This is a genomic window from Brevibacterium siliguriense, from assembly GCF_900105315.1.
GTDB classification, from domain to species: Bacteria; Actinomycetota; Actinomycetes; order Actinomycetales; family Brevibacteriaceae; genus Brevibacterium; species Brevibacterium siliguriense.
Window position 1 is genome coordinate 987,561 of record NZ_LT629766.1, and the last position, 21,191, is coordinate 1,008,751.

At 64.5% G+C, this 21,191-nt stretch carries 18 protein-coding genes and 1 riboswitch; of the genes, 9 read left to right on the top strand and 9 right to left on the bottom strand.

Translation table 11 applies throughout. The features are described from left to right. Positions 1–9: 9 nt before the first annotated feature. A complete protein-coding gene (locus BLU88_RS04285) occupies positions 10–1,089 on the bottom strand; it encodes a Fic family protein (protein WP_092010343.1) in 1,080 nt (359 codons plus the stop codon). Between the two features lie 331 nt (positions 1,090–1,420). On the opposite strand from BLU88_RS04285, the gene poxB reads away from it, so the two are divergent. After that, complete coding sequence (gene poxB / locus BLU88_RS04290; RefSeq protein WP_092010346.1) at positions 1,421–3,136, top strand: ubiquinone-dependent pyruvate dehydrogenase; 1,716 nt, start codon at positions 1,421–1,423, stop codon at positions 3,134–3,136. Positions 3,137–3,234: 98 nt separating this feature from the next. Here poxB and ribH read toward each other — a convergent pair whose 3' ends face one another. The 4 genes from ribH to ribD form a co-directional block, all read right to left on the bottom strand. Further along, a complete protein-coding gene (gene ribH / locus BLU88_RS04295; protein WP_092010349.1) occupies positions 3,235–3,705 on the bottom strand; it encodes a 6,7-dimethyl-8-ribityllumazine synthase in 471 nt (156 codons plus the stop codon). A gap of 139 nt (positions 3,706–3,844) precedes the next feature. After that, complete coding sequence (ribA, locus tag BLU88_RS04300) at positions 3,845–5,242, bottom strand: GTP cyclohydrolase II (protein ID WP_092010352.1); 1,398 nt, start codon at positions 5,240–5,242, stop codon at positions 3,845–3,847. After that, entirely contained in the window at positions 5,235–5,882 is a 648-nt protein-coding gene (locus BLU88_RS04305) for a riboflavin synthase (RefSeq protein ID WP_092010355.1), read from the bottom strand. The genes ribA and BLU88_RS04305 overlap by 8 nt, the downstream gene beginning before the upstream one ends. Before the next feature lie 52 nt (positions 5,883–5,934). Next, a complete protein-coding gene (ribD, locus tag BLU88_RS04310) occupies positions 5,935–7,029 on the bottom strand; it encodes a bifunctional diaminohydroxyphosphoribosylaminopyrimidine deaminase/5-amino-6-(5-phosphoribosylamino)uracil reductase RibD (protein ID WP_231939577.1) in 1,095 nt (364 codons plus the stop codon). A 113-nt stretch (positions 7,030–7,142) separates the two neighbouring features. Continuing rightward, positions 7,143–7,271, bottom strand: a riboswitch (FMN riboswitch). Positions 7,272–7,469: 198 nt separating this feature from the next. Between ribD and BLU88_RS04315 the strand changes: the two genes are divergently transcribed. From BLU88_RS04315 to BLU88_RS04325, 3 genes are all read left to right on the top strand, one after another. Continuing rightward, complete coding sequence (locus BLU88_RS04315; protein WP_092010357.1) at positions 7,470–7,958, top strand: MarR family winged helix-turn-helix transcriptional regulator; 489 nt, start codon at positions 7,470–7,472, stop codon at positions 7,956–7,958. Positions 7,959–8,044: 86 nt separating this feature from the next. Next, the gene (locus BLU88_RS04320; RefSeq protein WP_092010360.1) at positions 8,045–9,358 is read left to right on the top strand and encodes an MFS transporter; all 1,314 of its coding nucleotides are present in this window, start codon (positions 8,045–8,047) and stop codon (positions 9,356–9,358) included. A 280-nt stretch (positions 9,359–9,638) separates the two neighbouring features. Then, positions 9,639–10,205, top strand: coding sequence for a DUF805 domain-containing protein (locus tag BLU88_RS04325; RefSeq protein ID WP_157688963.1), 567 nt, complete (start codon positions 9,639–9,641; stop codon positions 10,203–10,205). A gap of 153 nt (positions 10,206–10,358) precedes the next feature. Here BLU88_RS04325 and BLU88_RS04330 read toward each other — a convergent pair whose 3' ends face one another. Further along, a complete protein-coding gene (locus tag BLU88_RS04330; protein ID WP_092010367.1) occupies positions 10,359–11,438 on the bottom strand; it encodes a tellurite resistance/C4-dicarboxylate transporter family protein in 1,080 nt (359 codons plus the stop codon). Between the two features lie 383 nt (positions 11,439–11,821). Between BLU88_RS04330 and BLU88_RS04335 the strand changes: the two genes are divergently transcribed. Further along, positions 11,822–12,685 (top strand): ATP-binding cassette domain-containing protein, encoded by an 864-nt coding sequence (locus BLU88_RS04335; protein WP_231939578.1) that lies wholly within the window; start codon positions 11,822–11,824, stop codon positions 12,683–12,685. A gap of 40 nt (positions 12,686–12,725) precedes the next feature. Continuing rightward, complete coding sequence (locus BLU88_RS04340; protein ID WP_092010374.1) at positions 12,726–14,903, top strand: YhgE/Pip domain-containing protein; 2,178 nt, start codon at positions 12,726–12,728, stop codon at positions 14,901–14,903. A 268-nt stretch (positions 14,904–15,171) separates the two neighbouring features. Here BLU88_RS04340 and BLU88_RS04345 read toward each other — a convergent pair whose 3' ends face one another. Further along, positions 15,172–15,771, bottom strand: a complete 600-nt coding sequence (locus BLU88_RS04345; RefSeq protein WP_231939579.1) for a LysE/ArgO family amino acid transporter — start codon at positions 15,769–15,771, stop codon at positions 15,172–15,174. 70 nt (positions 15,772–15,841) lie between these two features. On the opposite strand from BLU88_RS04345, the gene BLU88_RS04350 reads away from it, so the two are divergent. Continuing rightward, complete coding sequence (locus BLU88_RS04350) at positions 15,842–16,741, top strand: ArgP/LysG family DNA-binding transcriptional regulator (RefSeq protein ID WP_092010380.1); 900 nt, start codon at positions 15,842–15,844, stop codon at positions 16,739–16,741. Positions 16,742–16,778: 37 nt separating this feature from the next. Here the strand turns inward: BLU88_RS04350 and BLU88_RS04355 are convergent, their stop codons facing one another. After that, entirely contained in the window at positions 16,779–17,363 is a 585-nt protein-coding gene (locus BLU88_RS04355; RefSeq protein ID WP_092010382.1) for a TetR/AcrR family transcriptional regulator, read from the bottom strand. Positions 17,364–17,511: 148 nt separating this feature from the next. On the opposite strand from BLU88_RS04355, the gene BLU88_RS04360 reads away from it, so the two are divergent. Next, positions 17,512–17,985, top strand: coding sequence for a hypothetical protein (locus BLU88_RS04360; RefSeq protein ID WP_092010385.1), 474 nt, complete (start codon positions 17,512–17,514; stop codon positions 17,983–17,985). A 105-nt stretch (positions 17,986–18,090) separates the two neighbouring features. Then, positions 18,091–20,229, top strand: a complete 2,139-nt coding sequence (locus tag BLU88_RS04365; RefSeq protein WP_092010388.1) for a RecQ family ATP-dependent DNA helicase — start codon at positions 18,091–18,093, stop codon at positions 20,227–20,229. A 141-nt stretch (positions 20,230–20,370) separates the two neighbouring features. On the opposite strand, the gene BLU88_RS04370 is transcribed toward BLU88_RS04365, so the two are convergent. Beyond that, positions 20,371–21,132, bottom strand: coding sequence for a VOC family protein (locus BLU88_RS04370; protein ID WP_092010391.1), 762 nt, complete (start codon positions 21,130–21,132; stop codon positions 20,371–20,373). Between the last annotated feature and the right edge of the window lie 59 nt (positions 21,133–21,191).

A 21,191-nucleotide genomic window follows, 5' to 3' on the forward strand; every position in this document is an offset into this window, starting at 1 on the left:
GTTCAAGCGTCAGGACGGTCGCGAGAGCACCCTCAGCAAGCGTGAGTTGATGAAGAGGCGGTCTCTGCCGACTTTGACGGTGTCCAACATCGACTGAGACACGAGCTCATTCAGCCATTTGGAAGCCGTTGGTCGAGAGACCTCACTGCGCTCGATGACATCGACGATTCGGCAATAGGGGCGCTCGAACAGAAGGTCGAGTATGTCGGAGTTGGCACCGATCGCTGTCTTCGCTTTCATTTCCAAGCGGAAGTCTTCCTGAAGTGCTTGGACCTTGTCGATGAGATCAAGCGTGAGGTTCGCTGTCTGTCGGACTCCTTCGAGCATGAAGAGAATCCACTCTTCCCACGCCGAATCTCTCGTGACCTCCAGCAGGAGTCGGTAATATTCATTCTTGTTTTCGATGATGTACCGGGAAAGATACAGCACCGGTTCCCGTAGAAGTTCGGATTCGATCAGCATGAGTATGTTGAGAATTCGTCCGGTCCGACCGTTCCCATCCGGGAATGGGTGAATGGCTTCGAAGTGGTAGTGAGCTGCCGCCATGACTACCAGGGGGTCGAGCTTGTGCTCCCCGTGTACAAAGCGTTCCCAGTCATTGAGTTTATCGGCGATGACGCTGGGGCCGTCCGGTGGAGTGTATCGAACAGTGTGTGCGATTGGGTCTCCGATGAATGTGCCGGGAAGATCGCGGATGTGCATGTCTCGGCCGTTGACGCTCGAACAGACCTGTGTTGCAGTAATGGTGGACAAAGGGCGAGAGTCCAGTGCGGCGATCCCTGTGTAGAGCGCGGTTCTGTAGCGAAGGGTCTCGCGTGTTGCAGGGTTGGCATGAGTGCTCTCTACCGAAGCAAGTTGGAACAGTTCATCTGTAGTCGTCACGATGTTCTCGATTGCCGAGCTCGCCTGTGCTTCGAGCAGTGTGACCGCGTTGAGCAGTATCGACGGATTGGGTAGGCGGTGCACCGCTTGATCGAGCGCGGCCAACCCGGCCCGTGCCTCTGTTGTCGCTTTGAGGACCTCACGGGATTCGAGCTTCTCAACCGGTGGTTCTTGCAGTTCATTGTATGGCTCAGTCGGTGTCCACATATGACAAGTCTATTGCCACGTTCATCGAACATGTAAAAAAATCGAAGAATTTTTTACACGTTTCGGAGATATGGCAAATTGCTTGACACATCATCGGGGCACTTCTGCGAACCTCCTGGCAACCACCTCGTCGGAGGATTCCATGCATGCAAACCCATCCGTCAGCGCCGCCTCGGCGAGGTTATTCCCGCATCCTTGGGTGAGGAATCGGACAGCCGCTCTGCTGGACTTCGGGGCTAGACTGAAAGCGCGGTCAAGGCCTCGAGCGTGGGGCCGCCCCTGCCGGGGCTGTGAATGCGCCCCGGTGCCATGGTTCAACGGAAGGAAGTCAATGCCCACCGTCGCCAGAAACATCGTCGATACCCTCGTCGCCAGCGGAGTCAAGCGCGTCTACGGCATCCCGGGAGATTCGCTCAACGGTTTCACCGATGCCCTCCGCGTGAACCCGCAGCTCGAATGGGTTCACGTCCGTCACGAGGAGGCCGCTTCCTTCGCCGCCAGCGGCGAGGCCGCACTGACCGGTGAGCTCGCGGTCTGCGCCGGCAGCTGCGGGCCCGGCAACCTGCACCTCATCAACGGTCTCTTCGATGCCCAACGTTCGCGGGTTCCCGTGCTCGCCATCGCCGCACAGATCCCCAGCGACGAGATCGGCTCGAACTACTTCCAGGAGACCCACCCGACCGAGCTGTTCCGCGATTGCAGTGTCTATGTCGAGAACGTCTCCTCGGCAGAGCAGATGCCCCGACTGCTGCGCATCGCCATGCGTGAGGCCATCGAGCAGCGCGGCGTGGCCGTCCTCGTCATCCCCGGTGATGTCGGGCTGGCCGACATCGATGCCGCCGCCGAGGTGGTCAAGGCCTACCCATCGCGCATGATCCCCGCGGATTCCCAGATCGAAGCCGCAGCCAAGGCGCTCAACAAGAGCAAGAAGACGACGATCCTCGCCGGTGCCGGCACCGAAGGTGCGCACGACGAACTGCTCGCCATCGCCGAGAAGCTGCAGGCCCCAATCGTCCATTCGCTGCGCGGCAAGGAATTCGTCGAGTACGACAACCCCTATGACGTGGGCATGACCGGCCTGCTGGGCTTCTCCTCCGGCTACGCCGCGCTCAAGGACTGCGACACTCTGCTCATGCTCGGCACCGACCTGCCCTACCAGCAGTTCTACCCCGACGATGCCACCGTCATCCAAGTCGATGTGCGCGGATCCCAGATCGGCAGGCGCACGAAGGTCGACATTCCGCTCGTCGGAACGGTCGCCGACACTGTCGAGGCGCTGCTGCCGAAGATCAAGGCCAACCGCAGCAGCACGCATCTGAAGTCCCTGACCAAGCACTATCAGAAGACCCGCAAGGACCTCGACGAACTGGCCACACCGTCGAAGCGGACGATCCACCCGCAGTACCTGACCCGGCTGATCGACGAGATGGCCGATGACGACGCGGTCTTCGTCCCCGACGTCGGATCACCTGTGGTGTGGGCGGCCCGCTACCTGACGATGAATGGCAAGCGCCGCCTCATCGGCTCCTTCAGCCACGGATCGATGGCCAATGCCCTGTCCCAAAGCGTCGGCGTGCAGTCGGCGTTCGAAGGCCGGCAGACCATCGCGCTCGCCGGCGACGGCGGACTGGCCATGCTGCTCGGTGAGCTCATCACGCTCACCCAGAATAAGCTGCCGGTGAAGACTGTCGTGTACAACAACTCCTCGCTCAACTTCGTCGAGCTCGAGATGAAGGCCGCCGGTTTCGTCACGTTCGGCACGGACCTCGACAACCCCGACTTCTCCACCATCGCCGAGGCGGTCGGGATCAAGGGCTTCCGCGTCGAGAAGTCCAAGGACCTGCCGAAGGTCGTCAAGGAATTCCTCGCTTACCCGGGGCCTGCGGTCCTCGACGTCGTCACCGAACGTCAGGAGCTGTCGATGCCGCCGTCGATCACCGTGGAGCAGGCCAAGGGATTCGCGCTCTACGCCATCCGCACGGTGCTCTCGGGCAAGGGCGACGAACTCATCGACCTCGCCCGGACGAACATCCGCCAGCTCTTCTGACGAGTACGCGCCGAGAAACGGGCTGAGCGCCGAAACACGGGTAGCACACCCGAGCCTCGACGCTCCACCCGTTTCTCGATGAAACCAGTGCCGGCTCTTCAGCCCAGTGAATAGGGTGCCAGGGCCTGAGCGGTGACGAGGGCGGCGGTCATCGCCTCATGCCCCTTGTCCTCGACGGACCCCTCGAGCCCGGCACGGTCGAGCCCCTGCTGTTCGGTATCGCAGGTCAGCACGCCGAAGCCCACGGGCTTGCCGGAGTCGATGGCGACCCGATTGAGTCCGTCGGTGGCCGCTTGGCAGACGTAGTCGAAGTGCGGAGTGCCGCCGCGGATGACCACGCCGAGGGCGACGACTGCGTCGAAATGATCGGCCAGCCGGGCAGCGGCGACGGGCAGTTCGAAGCTGCCGGGCACACGGATGAGCGTGGCCCCAGCCCCGGCCTCGGCGGCGGCGCACTGGGCTCCGTCGACGAGTCCGTCCATGATCTGGGTGTGCCAGGAGGCGGCGACGATGGCAACGCGCAGGTCAGCGGCATCGACGGTGAGTTCTGGTGCTCCGGAATGAGCCATGGATGTGTCCTTTGTTCGAAGGCTCCGCAGAGCCTGGTTCGTGTCTGGTGTGATTTCGCCGGTGACGCGGCGCCCTCGCCGAGGCGGCTGCCGCACCCGAGGGGTCGTTCGGTCCCAGCCTCGCCGAGGCGACCGAGTTTCAGCTGGCGACGGCTCCAGCGGTGCCTGCACCTGTGCCGGACGTGCCCGTGACCTCCGGCAGCGAGAGCACATGGTGCATGCGTTCGCGCTTGGTGGACAGGTAGCGGGTGTTCTCCGGCCGCGCCGCGACTTCGAGCGGAACCACCGCTTCGACCGTGATGCCGAGTTCCTCGAGGGCCGATGTCTTCGCCGGATTGTTCGTGAGCAGGCGGATGCGAGTCAGCCCGAGGGAGCGCAGGATCGCTGCCGCGGCACGGTAGTCGCGGGCGTCGTCGGTGAACCCGAGGTCCCGGTTCGCATCCACGGTGTCCCGCCCCAGATCCTGCAGGGCGTAGGCGCGCAGCTTGTTGCTCAGCCCGATTCCGCGACCCTCGTGACCGGTCAGGTAGAGCACCGCCCCGCCGTGTTCGGCGATGAGGTCGAGCGCCAGGTCGAGCTGCTCACCGCAGTCGCACCGGTGCGACCCGAAGACGTCCCCGGTCAGACACTCCGAATGCAGGCGCACGAGCGGTGCCTGACCGTCGGCACCGGATTCCGGGGATCCCGCGAATACGCCGAGGTGGTCATGCCCGTCGATTGTGAATGCGCGGGCCCGCAGGCTGCCGTGTTCCGATGGCAGCGCGACCTCCGCCGTCGCCTCGAACGATTCGTCCTCACCGGGAGCACCGGCCGCCGTCGCCGAGGCGGCCGTCTCGGCGCGGGAATCATCCGCGGCCGACGACGCGGCCGCTGAGACGGCGGCAGCGGAGCCGCTCGATGCGTTCCCGTCCCGTTTGTCGAGGTAGGAGATGAGCTGTTCGATCGAGACCATGACGAGGTCATTGGCATCGGCGAAGTCGCGTACTGCGTCGAAGCGCATCATCGACCCGTCGTCGTGGACCACTTCGCCGATCATCGCCACCGGCTGCGCGCCGGCCAAACGCGCGAACTCGACCCCGGCCTCGGTGTGGCCGGGGCGCTCCCGGACACCGCCGTCCTTCGCGATGAGCGGGAAGACATGGCCGGGCCGCGAGATCTCCGCCGGATCAGGGTGGACAGCGGCGAGGACTCGACCGGTCTCGGCGCGTTCGGCGGCGCTGATGCCCGTGGTCACCCCGACCGCGTCGCAGCTGACCGTGTAGGCGGTGCCCTTCGGGTCCTCGTTGTCGGTGACCATCGGGGGCAGACGCAGGGTAGCGGCTCGGTCGGCGGTCATGGGTGCGCAGATGACGCCCGAAGTGTGTCGGACGAAGAAGCCCATCGTCGTGGGATCAGCGAACTCGGCGGCCATGATGAGGTCACCCTCGTTCTCCCGGTCCTCATCATCGACGACGAGGATGGGCCGGCCGGCGGCGACGGCTGCGATGGCCGCATCGATGGGATCGAGGCGGCTGGCGTGAGCGATGGGATCAGTCATGATCGACTCCTTGCTGGGTGGTGGTGCGGAAGGACAGGAGACGCGCGGTGTACTTCGCGAGCACGTCGACCTCGACGTTCACGGCCGCGCCGACCGGCAGCTCGCCGAACGTCGTGTGCGTGAGTGTGGCCGGGATGAGGCCGACCTCCACCCACGCGGAGGATGCGCTCGGCTCGGACACGGCCGTCAGGGTCAGTGACACCCCGTTGAGAGCGATTGAGCCTTTGATTGCGGTCAGTGGAGCGAGCTCGCTCGGGATCCCGATGCGCAGAGTCGACCAGTCGGGACGGTCGGTGCGGTCGAGGAGTTCGCCCCGGCCGTCGACGTGTCCTTGGACGACATGGCCGTCGAAGCGCCCCGAGGCGGGTGTGCAGCGCTCCAGATTGACTCGGTCGCCCGTGCCCAGAGTGCCGAGCCCGGTCAGGCGGAGGGTCTCGCCCATGACCTCGGCGGTGAAGAGGCCGGGGCGCTGTTCGGTGGGCCGCCTCGTCGAGGTCAGGCAGACGCCGTTGACGGCCAGCGAACCGCCGAGCTCGAGGTCGGCGACGAGGGAGCCGACGTCGATGGTGATCGCGGCCGAATCGTTCGTGTGCTCGATGGTCTCGACGGTGCCGAGTCCTTCGATGATTCCGGTGAACATGTGACTCCAGATTCTTAAGCGGTGGTCGGTGGTGGCTGTGGGAGTGCGGCGGCTAGGTAACTGATTCGGGTAAGCCGGTTGAGTCAGGCCCCGGATCCGCAGTGGCGAAATGCAGCAGGAAATCCGGGCCGAGCAGCGACACCGCCGGTGTCTCCGTGTCGTCGGGGATCAGCTGCAGCGCATCGGACAGGGTGCCGATGTCCAAGCCGTCGACGCTGCTGCGGCCGGGTCCGATGAGCATCGGAGCCTGATAGCAGAAGACCTCGTCGACGACCCCGGCGGCGAAGAAGGCTCCCAGCACTGTCGGCCCGCCTTCGACGAGGAGGTGGCGCACTCCGGCGGCGCGCAGCTGGTCCAAGGCGTTGCGGACATCGTGGGTGCGCAGATGCAGAGTGTTCGGATTGAGGGCGAGAAACGATGTGACCGGCAGTTCGGAGGTGCCGAGCACGACAGGCCGCGGCTGGTCGTCGAGTGCGATTCCGTCTCGATTCCGGGCATTGAGACGCGGATCGTCGGCCACGGCGGTGCCAGTGCCGACGAGGATGGCGTCGACGCGTGAGCGGACCTCGTGAGCGTGTGCGCGAGACTCCGCCGAGGTGATCCACTGACTGGTTCCGTCCGCGGCGGCGACGGCACCGTCGAGGCTCTGCGCGATCTTCGCAGTGACGAACGGGCGGGCCTCGGTCATGGAGCGCACCCACCGTGCATTGAGTGCGCGGGAGTGCTCTTCGCACAGTCCCGAGCGGACCGTCAGCCCCGCCTCGGCGAGTGTGTTCCCACCGCCGGCAGCCAAGGGATTCGGGTCGGGGGAGGCGAAGACGACGGAGGGGATCTCGGCGGCGAGGATCGCCTCGGTGCAGGGCCCGGTCCGGCCGTGGTGGTCGCAGGGCTCGAGCGTGACGAACAGCGTCGCGGTGGTCAGATCGATGTCGAGGTCGTGAGCGGTGGTGATCGCGTCCACCTCGGCGTGGGGTGTTCCCGCACCTCCGTGATGACCGGTGACGATCTGCCCGTCGGCGGTCAGGATTGCGGCTCCTACCAGCGGATTCGCTCCGCGGACACCGTCGCGGGCCGCATTGAGGGCGGCAGCCATCGCCGCGGATTCGAGTTCGGTGAACTCCGCTGCGTCGCCGATCTGCGCGCCCATGAAAAACCTCCCGAGCCTTCGCCGGGAGGGAGGATATTGCGGGTGCAACCATCAGGATGGTCGAGCGCGTGCGACGGTGCGGTCGAATGCACCGAAACACAGCGGCCGAGGCCACCATGCTCCTCCCATCCAGACTCTGACTGTCGGTTTCGGAATTTCACCGAATCAACCGCCTGCACGAATGCGAGCGGGTCGCGGACTGTGACCGCCGGTACGGAATTTCACCGTCCCCGGAACATGTGATGCCAGGTTAGCACGACCACGGCAGAGCACGCCGTGAGATCCGTCACATGTCGACATGTCTGGGTTGGGGATGGGGGTCGGGTTGCGTGCGGGTGGTGATGCGGGGACGGCTTGGCGGGTGATGCGGGCGAGGTGGCGCGGTGCATGTCGGAGACCGCGACTTGCCGAAATGCATAACCTGGGTATATAAATAAGTTATGGATGATGTGGATTCGGCTGAACTGGTCTCGCGGCTTGTTGTCGTCTCGTCGCGCCTGACCAGGGCGTTTCGGCGAGTGATCGGCAATGAGAACTCTTTGGCTGCGCTGCGAGCTCTCGCCGTCGTCGAGCAGTATCAGCCCGTTCGGGTCGGTCATTTCGCGCAAGGATATCTGAGTTCTCAGCCTGCGGCGACGAAGCTTCTCGCCAAGCTCGAGGAAGCCGGACTCGTCGTGCGTGAGCCCAGCCCGACGGACGGACGGGCGTCGCAGTTCTCGCTCACTGAAGCCGGCCGGGAGCGGCTGGCGGAGAACCGCTCGATCATGATCGAGCAGATGCAGCCGTATTTCGAGTCACTGAGCGTCGAGGAGCGCCAGAGCGTCGATCGTGCGCTCGGGTTGGTGTCGGACTTCCTCAAGGACCGCCACCCCGTCGACGGCGTCGACGAGCACGCCGAAGCGTCGGGCCCGGCCTCGGCGACGGACTAGCTGCCGAACACATCTCACTTCTCAATTCGCTTCCGGAGCAGATTTCGAAGCGGAACGCATCATAGGAAAGGGGACGCGACCAGCAGATGAGAGCGTCAGAAGACAACGAAACCACAGGAGACGAAACGCCCGGCGATTCCGGGGCGGGAGCGTCGATCCTTCGCCAGCCGCGTGCCGTCTGGGCGGTCGCGTTCGCCGCGGTCATCGCCTTCATGGGCATCGGCCTGGTCGATCCGATCCTGCCGGCCATCTCGGCCGAGCTCGACGCCACTCCCGCCCAATCGATGCTGCTGTTCACCAGCTATCTGTTCATCACCGGCGGAATGATGTTCTTCACGAGCTTCCTGTCGTCCCGTATCGGTGCGAAGACCACGCTGCTCATCGGTCTCGTACTCATCGTCGCGTTCGCGGCTCTGGCCGGATTCTCCGGTTCCGTCGACCAGATCATCGGCTTCCGTGCCGGTTGGGGTCTGGGCAATGCGCTGTTCATCTCCACCGCTCTGTCGACGATCGTCGGTGCTGCGTCCGGTGGTGCCGAGAAGGCGATCATCCTCTACGAGGCGGCTCTCGGCGTCGGAATCGCCACCGGACCGCTGCTCGGCGGACTCCTCGGCGGGATCTCCTGGCGCGGGCCGTTCTTCGGCACCGCCGTCCTCATGGCCATCGGCTTCATCGCGATCATCGTGCTGCTGCCCGGCGGCACGAGCTCGAACGGAGCCTCGGCGGAGCCGATCAGGCTCAGCGCCACCTTCCGTGCGCTGGCTCGCCCGGGTGTGGCCATCCTCGGTGTCTCTGCTCTGCTGTACAACTTCGGCTTCTTCATCCTGCTGGCCTACAGTCCGTTCCCCGTCGAGGCTGCTGCCGCGAAGCTGGGCATGGAGGACTTCGGGGCCATGGGGCTCGGCTATGTCTTCTTCGGGTGGGGCATCTGCGTGGCGATCACCTCGGTGTTCGGCGCTCCGGTGCTGACCAAGCGGATCGGGCGTCGTCGCAGCCTCATCGTCACACTCGGCGCACTCGCCGTGCTGCTGGGCGTCATGTCCTTCCTCGTCGAATCGCTGGTTGGGATCGTCGTCTGCATCATCATCGCGGGCATGCTTCTGGGCGTGCTCAACACCGTCTTCACCGAATCGGCGATGGAGGTCAGCGATCTGCCGCGTCCGGTCGCCTCGGGCACCTATTCGGGTGTGCGCTTCATCGGCGGCGCGGTGGCGCCGATCGTCGCCGGTGCGGTGTCGGAATCCATCAGCGCGGGATCTCCGTATCTCTTCGGTGCCGGAGCGGTGCTGCTGTCGGTCGTCGTGATCTCGCTCGGGTGGAAGGCTCTGCGCCGCGTCGACGGGCACATCGATGAGTCGCCGGTCGATGAGGCCTACGCTCTGACCGGAGGCGATGCCTGAGTCTCACGTCCGTTTCGAGACTGGGTATCCGAGATTGAACCCGGTATGGAGTGCGGCGCCCGCGCAGACAGTTGATCTGTGTGGGCGCCGTTTCCGTGTTCCGACCATGACAAGTGAGTGAATCATGAGCTGTGTTGCAGATCTGAAACCGATTCGACACATGATCGACGGACACCTTGGTGCAGAATAGATTTCGCGCTTCCTGAAGATCGACTGAGCAGCCTCTGCTCTGAGACGGCGGGAGCGCGATCGGAAACGTCACCTACAAATGAAGGTCATCATGTCCTACGACGCGAATGCAGCATACAACTCCGGCGCACCCGGTCAAGGAGCTCCCGGCGCCGCCGGCCAGGGCTACGGAGGGCAGGGCTTCGGTGGAGCGCCTCGCGGTGCCGCCAGTCCGGATGACCTCTCACTCCCGCTCTACGGTGCGTCCTTCGGCCAGGCGGTCAAGCGCTTCTTCAAGAACTACGCGAAGTTCAGCGGGCGGGCCTCGCGAAGTGAGTTCTGGTTCGCCTACCTGTTTCTGGTGCTCATTGCGCTTCTGCCTTACATTCTGTTCATCATCGGAGCCGTGATGATGGCGGCGTCTGCTTCTGCCGACCCCTATGGGGGCGGGGCGCCTTCCGGCGGCGGCGTTGCGCTGATGGGCATTGGCGGAGTCCTCCTCGGCGTGATCTTCCTTGCCACGCTGGTGCCATCGATCGCGGTCTCCTGGCGCCGCCTCCATGACGCAGGCTTCTCCGGCCTCTTCTACCTGCTCAACCTGACCTCTATCGGCGCAATCGTTGTGCTCGTCATGGAGATCATGCCGCCCAAGCCCGAGGGTCAGCGCTTCGACGTCTGATTTCGAGGCAGGCATCATGCCTCGCTGCTGACACGTAAGACAGATACGCGGCCATAACGCCCCGTCAGTGTCATCTCGCACCTTTGCCGGGGTGCGAGATGCCGCCGGCGGGGCGTTGTGCTGTGAATGAGACGTATTGCGAGCTCCGACCGGTCAGGGACGGCGGAGGGTGCGGACGAACGACGAGACCATGGCGACGAAGACGATCGCCCAGACAGCGAGTCCGATCCAGAACCAGTGCTGGCCGATCCACTCGATCGCCGGCACATGATCCGAACGGCCCAGGTAGATGCTCGCCACTGCGTACATGCCGACAGGGAACACCATGCTCCACAGTCCGGCCGAATAGGTCATCGGCAGCCTGTGGACGACATGCCTCCAGATTCCCGCGGCGACGAGCGCGGGGATGAGCCACGTGGCGATCGCCCACAGCAGCGCGGAGGAAGCACCGACCAGCACACGTGTCGCCTCGAGCAGGGGAGTCTCTCCGAGATCGAGAATCCGCGACCCCGCAACGATCGTGATCGCCAGCGCCCCCATCGTCACCCAATACGGAGCATCGAGGTCCTCGGCGCCCAGCCGATGTTGAAGCACGCGCACGCCGATCGCAATCACGCAGACGACGTAGAGCGCCAGACCTACGGCCCACATGACCACCGCCGCGAGCGCGAAGCATGTGACCAGACCGGGATCGGCAAATGGAGTGTGCGGAAGCGCGATCCCCAGACTCGATGCCACCACGGCCACGGATTGAGCGGCCACGGCCCACACGAGCCATGTGCCGTTCACGCCTGCAGACACCGGCCGTGTGCTCGAACCGAGGATCGCGGTGAAGGGAATTCCGTACCCGAGCACCAGCCACAGCAGTGCGCCGAGAGCGAAGAGGGTGAGGGCAAGCGGGATCATGCCGAAACCGACGAGACCCGTCGCGAGGACATTCGTGCCGGCCACGATGGTGAAGAAGCCGAACGCCCGGGAGGGATCATGCAGGTCGGCGCGGACCGCGTTCCGATATCGGAGAATCCGGACCACGGTGAGCACGGTGAAGAACACATAGAGGACGACGGCAAGCCAGAACAGGGCGATCGACAGCGTAGGCAGCCCTTTGAGCTCGGCACCGATCGACACGATCCCGGTCGCCATCACCGAGGCGAAGCACCCGGGGGCCAGTGTCGACGGGCTCAGCCCCCACCGTCTGTGCAGTCCGGTGAGGTTGCGGTCGGCCGTGCTCATTCGCTCCTCTTTCTTGTTGCCGTGTGTCGGGGGACATCGACGTCTTCGATAGTACGACCCCACCCCTGAAACCGCGTTGCAGATCCGCCCTCCTGGCCTGTGCCGCGGTCCCCACCGAGAGGCCACTGAGAGACCGCCCGAGGAGCCGCCCGACGGCCTCTGTCCAGAGAATCGATGTGCAATTCGTGACATTTGGGTCTTCTCGAGTCACTCTCCCATCATTTTCATGAGAGAATTCACTGGTGTTACCAACGAGTAACTTCACGTGGAGTCGCCCGCTCCACACCCCCACGTGCCGGTGGTGGCGTAGTCTGCAGTCACCTGCGCGGTGCAGAATTCTCCGGCACTGACCGGATCGACGAGGGCACAGACGATTGGGAGCGATGGCTATGGAGAGCACTAGGGACACTCTCGCCGCGGACACCGACATCGACGCGCCAGCGGTCGCGCTGCGCGGTTGGTCGCTATCCGGCAAACAGGGCGATGTGTTCACCGATATCGACCTCGAGGTGCCGGCCGGTGCCATCTCTGTCGTCCGTGGGCCCGCCGGCAGCGGGAAGACCTCTCTCCTCCTGTCCTTGGCTGGAAGGATGCGGGTCTCCGCGGGGGAGGGCCGCCTCGGCGATATCGATATCCGCAAGCAGGCCCGCACCGTGCGCGGGCAGGTTGCGGTCGGACATATCGGCGGGCTGACGGACCTTGAGGACGATTTCACGGTTGCGCAGCACGTCGCCGAACGACAGATCATGCTCCAGCCCTGGTACAAGCCGTGGGCGTCGAAATCGACCCTGCGTGAGGTCATCGGTCTCATCCGGGACACCTTCACCACGGCTACGGAGATCATTGACGAACTCCCGCCGGGGACATTCTCGAAGCAGGACGCCCAGCGCGCGGACTTCCTCATCGACGATGACGGAGAGGTATTCGTCTCCGAGCTGAGTGAGTTGCAGAAATTCTTCCTCGAATTCGGGCTGGCGAGCCTCAGCCGCCCACCCGTCGTCGTCATCGACAACATCGATTACCTGCGCGAATCCGCCGACCGAGCCCGTGCTTGGGCCGGGATCCTCATCTACCAGCAGCTGCGCAGATCACGGAATCCCGAGAACCCGCTCACGGTCATCGTCTCCTGCGAGGACTCGAGCGAACTCGACATCGCCACCAGATCGCTCGGCTTTCGCGCGGAGCCGTCGCTGGTCGAACTCGAACTGCCGCCCCACCCTCCCGCTCATCGCGGGTCCAAACACTGAACTGCCTGCCCCACGTATACGAATCCGAGGAGATTCCCGAATGTTCTCCCTGCCCTGGTTAGAACTCTCACGATTCAAACGCCACACGATCACGCGCTTGGCGATGATCGTCATCATCGTCATCCCGTCGATCTACGGCGGGCTGTACCTGGCCTCGAACTGGAACCCGACCGAGCACCTCGACAAGCTGCAGGCGGCAATCGTCAACGAAGATACCGGCGCGGAGAAGCCCGACTCGGACGGAGAGAAGCTCAACGCCGGTCAGGAACTCGTCGACGAGATCACGCCGAAGGGCGAAGGCGGATTCGACTGGCACGAGACCAGCCAGAATCAAGCCGACGAGGGACTGGCCGAAGGGAAGTACTTCGCGGTCCTCGAGATCCCCTCGGACTTCTCCGAGATGCTCGTGTCGACCGGAGGTGACGATCCGGAGCAGGCAGGGCTGCGGCTGCGCACCGACGACGCCCACAACTTCATCGTCGGACAGGTGGCCGGGACCATCCTCTCCGAGATCAAGGGCGGACTGAGCAAGACGACGACCGCCGAGTACGTCAACCAGGTGTATCTCGGATTCAACGACATCCATTCGGAGACGGAGAAAGCTGCAAACGGTGCCTCCGACCTGCACGACGGAGCAGGCCGGCTCCACGACGGCACCGGAGAGCTCGTGGACGGGACGACGAAGCTCGACAAAGGAATCGGAACGCTGCAGACCGGGCTCATCGACCTCGATAAGGGTGCGGGCGAGCTGAAGAAGGGCAGCGGCGACCTCGCCGACGGAGCCGATACCCTGGCGAAATCCACCACCGAGGCGAAGAACGGCTCGAAGAAACTCGCCGACGGTGCCGGGCAGGTCGCCGACGGCACCTCAGAGCTGCGCTATACCGCCGATGGGGCGACGAAGAAAGCCGAGGACGTCAAACGCAAGGCCGATGACGTCGTCGACGGAGCGCGACCGAAGCTCGAGCGCGCAGAAGGGGACTTCGACGATGCCCGCACCACCGTGCGCGGGGACATGGACGACCGGATCAAGCAGCTGCAGGAGGACTATCCGGACGACCCGAACGTCAAGAAACTCGCCGAGGATGCCAACGGCCTCGGCGAGGACCTCGATTCCGCGCACAAGCGCGCCTCCGATGCCAAGGATGAGGCCAAGAGCCTCGAGGACAAGCTGACCGACGCGGTCGACGGCGTGATGGACAAGATCCGCACGGCCGATAAGAAGATCGGTCAGCTCGACGACGGAGCGCAGAAGGTCGCGACCGGTGCCGATGACCTCCACTCCGGACTGATCAAGCTCGACGCCGGAGCGGGCAAGCTCGCCAAGGGTGCCGGTGACCTGCATGACGGGGCCGTCCAGCTCAAGGACGGCACGGCGAAGGCCAAGGACGGAGCCGGTGATCTCAAGGACGGATCGGAGCAGCTCGTCGACGGGTCAACCGAACTCGATAAGGGTGCGGGCAAGCTTGATGACGGTTCCGGAGAACTCGCCGACGGGCTGGAGAAAGGACTCGAGCAGATCCCGACCTACGACAAGAAGGACCGGGAGAACCGTTCGGATGTCGTGGCGGTTCCCGTTGATGCAGACAAGGTCAAGGACAATGCCGTCGATGCCTATGGCGAAGGTCTGTCTGCGTTCTTCGTCTCCCTGGCTCTGTGGATCGGCGGAATGATCACCTATATGGTGCTCAACGCCATCCCATACCGAGCACTGTTCTCATCGGCCACCTCGTCGCGCATCGCATGGGCCGGCTACGTTCCCGGGCTGCTGTTCGGCATCGCCCAAGTTGCGGTCCTCTATGCTATCCTCGCCTTCACCTTGGACTTCTCGGCCGGGTCGTGGTTGTGGACGCTGCTGTTCTCGATGCTCGTGGCGGCTTGTTTCCACTCCGTGCACCAGTTGTGTGTCGCGGCCTTGGGCGGTGTCGGCAGGCTGATTGCCCTGGTTCTGCTGATGCTGCAGATCGCATCGGCAGGCGGAACCTATCCGGTGGAGACGGCGCCGAAGGTCTTCCAGATCATCTCGCCGTTCCTGCCGATGACGCACGCGGTCAAGGGTCTGCGGACCCTGGTGGCTGGCGGTGACATGTTCATCGCGGCACAGGCGGCCGTGGTGTTGCTGCTGATGACCGCGATCTGTCTGGTCGCCACAACCGTGGTCTGCAGCCGCAAACGCATGGTCACGCTCACTCAGCTCCACCCGAGCCTGAGTTTGTGAGGCGGGGAAGCACACGCACGAGGTTTCAGGTCTCCGGTGGCCATCACCCGAAAATAGGTCACGAACGGACACTCGAGGCCCCCATTTCACATCCGGTAGTGATCTATTCTTGTCCGTCGCCGAGGAAGTTCAGTCGTCGAAGTGGCGAGTGCACCTCCTCGGGTCGGTCAGGAAGCGACGCCAGTGATCGACCATACCGAATAGGACAAGGCCCTGACACGGGCTCTGAAGACGACAACCGCTCGACTGCCTCGGCGGGCGCGTCTACTCATCCCAGCGCCAGCCGCGCGGCCAGCAGCACGAGCACGACGGCGATGATGATGTCGAGGACCTGCCAGACTCGCGGCCGCCCCAAGTAACGGGAGAGCCCACGGGCGCCGTAGCCGATGACGAGGAACCAGCTGATCGAGCCGAGCATTGCCCCGAATGTGAACGGCCACACCGCGTCCGAACCCTGCTGATTCGCGAGATTGCCGAGCATGACGACGGTGTCGATGTAGACGCCGGGGTTGAGGAACGTCAGCGCCAGAGTGGTGACGATGGTGGACTTGAGAGACCGTTGATGAGTGTCCGCCTTCAGCCCGGTGGCTTCTCGCGCCGATTTCAGGCTCGTCCACGCGAACCACAGCAGGTAGGCCACGCCCAGCCAGCGCAGGACTTCGAGCGCCCACGGCGCGAGCAGAACGATCGCCCCGATCCCCACCGTGCCCGCTGCGATGAGCAGCACGTCGGCGACGATGCAGATGGTGACGACGACGCCGAGGTGCTCGCGCCGGATCCCCTGCCGCAGCAGGAGTGCGTTCTGCGGGCCGACGGCGATGATGAGGGACCAGCCGGTGAGAAGTCCGGTGACGAGATGAGTGAGCACGGACTCAACAGTAGAGACCGACTGATCAGAAGAAAAACAACAGAATATGCATCTGATGCACAATTGCTTCATGAACATCGACCACGTCAAAGCCTTCGCCGCCGCTGTCGACGAAGGCACCGTCGAGGGCGCGGCCTACGTCCTCGGCATCACCGCCTCGGCGGCGAGTCAGCGCATCCGCACGCTCGAGTCCCGCCTCGGGCAGGTGCTCATCCGACGGACGAATCCGATCACCGTCACCGAGGCGGGGCAGGCGATTCTCCGCTACGCCCGGCAGGTCGAGCTGCTCGAGTCCGAGGCGCTCGACCGGCTGCACGGCATCGACGCCGACACCCTCGGAAGGGGGCGGTCCGGAGCTGGGCGGAGTGAGCCCACCGTGCTGCGGGTGGGGGTGAACGCCGATTCGATGGCGACGTGGTTCCGTCCGATCTTCGCCGAGGCAGCCGACTGGGACGATGTCGTCCTCCGCATCGAGATGGTCGACCAGGACAAAGCCCTGCCGCTCCTGGCATCGGGGGAGGTGCTCGGCACGATCACCTCGACGGCGACGGGCGGCTACGGGACGACGGTCGCCGAGCTCGGGACGATGCGCTACGTCGCCGTGGCCGAACGATCCCTGCTCGATCGGCATTCCACCGGCACTGAGGCAGACCTGACCAGGCTGCCGGTGGTGAACTTCGGACAGGACGATGACCTGCAGTTCGAGTTCCTCCGCCGCTGCGGAATCGACGGGAGGCCGCCGATGTCGGTGGTGCCGGGGTCGGCGGAGTTCGCGGCGGCGGTGGAGGTGGGCCTCGGCTGGGGGATGGTGCCGGTCATGCAGCTCGACGGTCTGGACGCAGACCTCGTTGAGATCGGTGCCGATCCGCATATCGACGTCCCGCTGTACTGGCACCACTGGACGTTGGCCTCGGACAAGCTGGCCAGACTCACCGAGGCGCTGAGGCGTGCGGCCGCCGCCATGCGGTGATTCGGGGGCGGAGCTGAACTGCCCTCTGTTTATCCGCTCAGGAGCTGAGGAGCTTGCTGATCGTCCACTTGACCTGCTCATGTGCGGCGTCGACGGTCATGGTCTCGGGAGAGATGATCGAGTGCAGGGCGATGCCGTCGACGGTGGTGAAGAGTGCTGTGGCGGTCGGCGCCACCTCAGTCGGGTCGAGATGCCCCTCCTCGGCGAGCAGATTCAGCCAGCGATACAGGCTGTCATAGGTGACACGGTGACCGTGTTCGAGGAGGCGCCGGGACACTGCCCGCTTCTCCGCTCCAAGGGCATGCAGGTGCATGGAGAACCAGGTTTCGAGCTGCACATCTCGATGCTCATGGGTCGGCAGGAACTGGGCGCAGCATTCATAGAGCCGGTCGGCCGGGTCGCGGTTCGCATCAGCGATGGAGAAGTCCTTGACGACGGTGTCGATGGAGCGTCGAGCGACTGCTTCGTGGAGGTCTGCCTGGGTGGGGAAGTAGTGGCGCAGCGTCGAGGGTCCGACTCCTGCTTCCTTGGCCACGGCGCGCACGCTGAGGTTCGCATGCCCCGGCTGCGACCCCTCGGCCAGGCGAATCGCCGCGGCGATGATCTGTTCTCGCTTCGACAACCGTGACTCCTCGCTTCATTGACAACGATAGTTCTGCTCAGTGTATAGTACGTTGTACTAGTACGGTGTGCCAACGCGTCGAAACGGCGTGGCAGGAACAGTGTGCTGACCCGACCAGAGGACCCGAACGGAAGAAGAGAGAGCCCTCATGATCGACAGTCTGCAGGAATTCGCCGGGAACTTTCCCGACTGGCTGCAGTGGGCGGGCGTTCTGCTCGTCTCGGCCATCCCCTTCGTCGAGTCGTATTTCGGCTCCGTCATCGGAGTTGCCATCGGCCTGCATCCCGTTGTCGCCATCGTCGTGGCTGTCATCGGCAACGTCATCTCGATGCTCGCCTTCGTCTATGGGGCCGGTGCCATCCGCGACAAGGCGACGAAGAACAAACAGGTCGAGGAGAAGCCGAAGCGGCAGCGGCTCAAGCGCATGTTCGACAAGTTCGGTGTGCCGGGAGTCTCGCTGCTCGGCCAGACGCTCCTGCCCTCGCAGATCACCTCGTCCGCGATGGTCGGCTTCGGTGCGAATCGCAATGTCGTGGCCTTCTGGCAGGTCATCTCGATCATCCTCTGGGGCGCCCTCTTCGGAGTGCTCGCCACCCTGGGTATCGAGCTCGCGCTGCGCTGATCCAGCGCCGAGGCGGCTCGAACCGAGCCCCGTGGCAGGTCCTGACCGCATGGTGAGGAGGTGAAGGGAGCCGACCGCGTCAGTGCCTCCACCTAGACTGGCCCAATGACGGAATCCACCCCGACATCCCCACCAGTTGCAGGCTCGCCCGGCGCCCCTGATGACTTCGCGATCGAGGCGCAGCGCATCCTCGCCGAGCTCACCGCGAACCCGAACGCGCAGTTTCGCGACGGCCAGCTCGAGTCCATCCGCGACCTCGTGCAGGCGAAGAAACGTGTCCTTGTCGTCCAGCGCACCGGTTGGGGCAAGTCCGCGGTGTACTTCGTGGCCACTCGGATGCTCCGGGTCTCAGGCACCGGGCCGAGCCTCATCATCTCCCCGCTGCTGGCGCTCATGCGCGACCAGATCGCCGCGGCCGAACGTGCCGGAGTCCGTGCGGCCAGCCTCAACTCCTCGAACGTCACCGAATGGGACTCCGTGCTTGAGGACCTCAAGGCAGGCAGCCTCGACGTCCTCCTCGTCTCCCCGGAGAGGCTGAACAATCCGCAGTTCCGCGACGAAGTTCTGCCGCAGCTGCTGGCATTCCTCGGCCTCATCGTCGTCGACGAAGCCCACTGCATCTCCGACTGGGGGCACGACTTCCGTCCCGACTACCGCCGCATCGGCAGGATCCTGTCCGAACTGCCTTGCGATACCCCGGTGCTCGCGACGACAGCGACCGCGAACTCCCGCGTCGTCACTGATGTCGCCGAGCAGCTCGGCGACGACACCACCGTCGTCCGCGGTGAACTCGCCCGTGATTCCCTGCGCCTCGGCGTCCTGCGGGGGCTCGACGCCAGTGCCCGTATCGCCTGGCTGGCCTCCCATCTCAACGACTTCACCGGGTCAGGGATCGTCTACACACTCACTGTCTCCGCCGCCGAGGACATCACCCGGATGCTGCGCGACCAAGGTCACGAGGTCCGCGCCTATACGGGTCGGACCGATGCCGAAGAACGCGCGGACCTCGAGCAGCAGCTCAAGGACAACCGCCTCAAAGCACTTGTGGCCACCTCGGCGCTTGGCATGGGATTCGACAAACCCGACCTCGGTTTCGTCATCCATATCGGTGCGCCCTCCTCAGCGGTGGCCTACTACCAGCAGGTCGGCCGCGCCGGACGTGCCACGGACTCCGCCGATGTCCTCCTGCTGCCCGGCGCAGAAGACGAACAGATCTGGGAGTACTTCGCGACTGCGTCGATGCCGAACCAGGAGGACGCGAATGCCGTGCTCGCAGCCATCGCCGAGGCAGACGGCCCCCTGTCCGTGGCTCGCTTGGAGACCTTGGTCGGAACCAAACGCTCCCGACTCAATCTGCTGCTCAAGACCCTCGAAGTCGAAGATGCAGTATCGAAGGTCAGGGGCGGATACGTCTCGACCGGGCTGGGGTGGACCTACGACCGGGAACGCTATGAGAAGGTCGCGGCCGTCCGAGCCGACGAGGCCCAGGCCATGCTTGATTATGAGGCGACCGGGCAGTGCCGGATGGAGTTCCTCATCCGCCAGCTCGACGATCCCGACCCGAAACCCTGCGGACGCTGCGACAACTGCGCGGGAGTGTGGTTCTCCGCCGAGATCTCCGACGAACAGCGCCAAGCCGCGGCCGGAAAACTGCACAAGATCGGCCTGCCGATCGAGCCGCGCAGCACCTGGCCCAGCGGGCTGGCCAACATCGGGGTCCCGCTCAAAGGTCGGATCCCGGCAGAAGAGCTCGCCGTGGAAGGACGAGCCATCGCCCGCCTGTCCGACCTCGGGCAGGGGCAGACCCTCCGGGCATTCCTCGCCCCTGACGCTCCCGATGCCGAAGTGCCCGGTCAGATCGGCAAGTGGTGCCTTGAGGTCCTGGCGCAGTGGGATTGGAAAACACGGCCCGAGGTGGTCGTGTCGGTCCCGAGCAATCGCCGTCCCGTGACGGTGAGATCATTGGCCGCGAACCTCGCAGCGGCCGGCCGCCTCATCGACGGCGGCGAACTGCTGCAGGTCGGCGACCACGGCACGCCAGACGTCAACAGCGCCTTTCGCGTCAAGGACGTCTATGAGTCCTTCGTCGTTCCGCCCGAGGTCGAAGAGACCGTGGCCGGGAGATCGGTGCTGCTCATCGACGACGAGGTCGTCTCGCGGTGGACGATGACGATCTGCGCCAGGTTACTGCGCAAGGCGGGGGCTGCCTCGGTGCTGCCGTTCGCGCTGGCCCTGCGGGCCTGAACGCTCTCATCCGGCAGAACCGACCACACTGCTGCGGACGTGAGGTTGCTGACCACAACGGCGAAGACCGCTGCGGCAACAATCTCCCGAGCCCCAGGCTGAGGAATCGCCGCCGCAGCGGTTCTCAACGATTGGTGGCGGTCACGGGTTCTGCTGCAGCTGGAACGTCGCACCCTCCGGATCGGTGACCGTGACGATGCGCCCGTACGGGGAGTCTTCGGGACCGGCGAGCACCTTGCCGCCGAGTTCGGTGACCTTCGCGGCCGCGGCATCGGCGTCTTCGACGTTGAAGTAGGTGCGCCAATAGGAGTTCTGTGCCCATTCGCTGGCATCGCAGATACCGGCCACGGCTTCGTCACCGTCGCCGTGGGTCGAGTACGGGAAGCCCTCCATCGGGGTGATGTCGAAGGAGAAAACCTTGGCATAGAAATCATTAGCTGCCTGGTAGTTCGTCGTCATGAGTTCGAACCACACAGGGGTTCCCGGGGTGAGCGGAGTATCGAAGCCGACGAACTCACCGGGCTGCCACATGCCGATGGGCGATCCTGTCGGGTCGACGACGACAGCCATCTGACCGAGCGGACCGACAGGCATGGGGCCGACGACATCAGCAGCACCCGCGTCCAGCGCTGCCTGGTGGACTCCGGCGATGTCACCGGTGTGCAGGTACGTCGACCAGGCCGTGGGCATCTCCGGACTCGGCGTACCGTCCATATTCATAGCTCTCATGGCACCGCCGACGGCATGGCCGTCCTTCGTAATCATGTTGTAGTGGCCGAAATCAGGGCCCTGGTCGGCGAATTCCCAGCCGAAGAGCTGAGTGTAGAAATTCTGACCGGCTTCGAAGTCCTGACAGACATAGTCGATCCAGATGGGCTGGCCTTCACGGGGGTTGGCAGGCATTGCGTCTCCTCTTGTGATGGTGTTGAGGTGAGTTGCAGTTGGCGGTGCCGACAGCAGGG

What these genes read in the sequence shown, in the direction of transcription:
- BLU88_RS04285 (WP_092010343.1), bottom strand. Translation starts at nt 1,089, where the DNA reads ATGTGGACACCGACTGAGCCATACAATGAACTGCAAGAACCACCGGTT.
- poxB (WP_092010346.1), top strand. Translation starts at nt 1,421, where the DNA reads ATGCCCACCGTCGCCAGAAACATCGTCGATACCCTCGTCGCCAGCGGA.
- ribH (WP_092010349.1), bottom strand. Translation starts at nt 3,705, where the DNA reads ATGGCTCATTCCGGAGCACCAGAACTCACCGTCGATGCCGCTGACCTG.
- ribA (WP_092010352.1), bottom strand. Translation starts at nt 5,242, where the DNA reads ATGACTGATCCCATCGCTCACGCCAGCCGCCTCGATCCCATCGATGCG.
- BLU88_RS04305 (WP_092010355.1), bottom strand. Translation starts at nt 5,882, where the DNA reads ATGTTCACCGGAATCATCGAAGGACTCGGCACCGTCGAGACCATCGAG.
- ribD (WP_231939577.1), bottom strand. Translation starts at nt 7,029, where the DNA reads ATGGGCGCGCAGATCGGCGACGCAGCGGAGTTCACCGAACTCGAATCC.
- BLU88_RS04315 (WP_092010357.1), top strand. Translation starts at nt 7,470, where the DNA reads ATGGATGATGTGGATTCGGCTGAACTGGTCTCGCGGCTTGTTGTCGTC.
- BLU88_RS04320 (WP_092010360.1), top strand. Translation starts at nt 8,045, where the DNA reads ATGAGAGCGTCAGAAGACAACGAAACCACAGGAGACGAAACGCCCGGC.
- BLU88_RS04325 (WP_157688963.1), top strand. Translation starts at nt 9,639, where the DNA reads ATGTCCTACGACGCGAATGCAGCATACAACTCCGGCGCACCCGGTCAA.
- BLU88_RS04330 (WP_092010367.1), bottom strand. Translation starts at nt 11,438, where the DNA reads ATGAGCACGGCCGACCGCAACCTCACCGGACTGCACAGACGGTGGGGG.
- BLU88_RS04335 (WP_231939578.1), top strand. Translation starts at nt 11,822, where the DNA reads ATGGCTATGGAGAGCACTAGGGACACTCTCGCCGCGGACACCGACATC.
- BLU88_RS04340 (WP_092010374.1), top strand. Translation starts at nt 12,726, where the DNA reads ATGTTCTCCCTGCCCTGGTTAGAACTCTCACGATTCAAACGCCACACG.
- BLU88_RS04350 (WP_092010380.1), top strand. Translation starts at nt 15,842, where the DNA reads ATGAACATCGACCACGTCAAAGCCTTCGCCGCCGCTGTCGACGAAGGC.
- BLU88_RS04360 (WP_092010385.1), top strand. Translation starts at nt 17,512, where the DNA reads ATGATCGACAGTCTGCAGGAATTCGCCGGGAACTTTCCCGACTGGCTG.
- BLU88_RS04365 (WP_092010388.1), top strand. Translation starts at nt 18,091, where the DNA reads ATGACGGAATCCACCCCGACATCCCCACCAGTTGCAGGCTCGCCCGGC.
- BLU88_RS04370 (WP_092010391.1), bottom strand. Translation starts at nt 21,132, where the DNA reads ATGCCTGCCAACCCCCGTGAAGGCCAGCCCATCTGGATCGACTATGTC.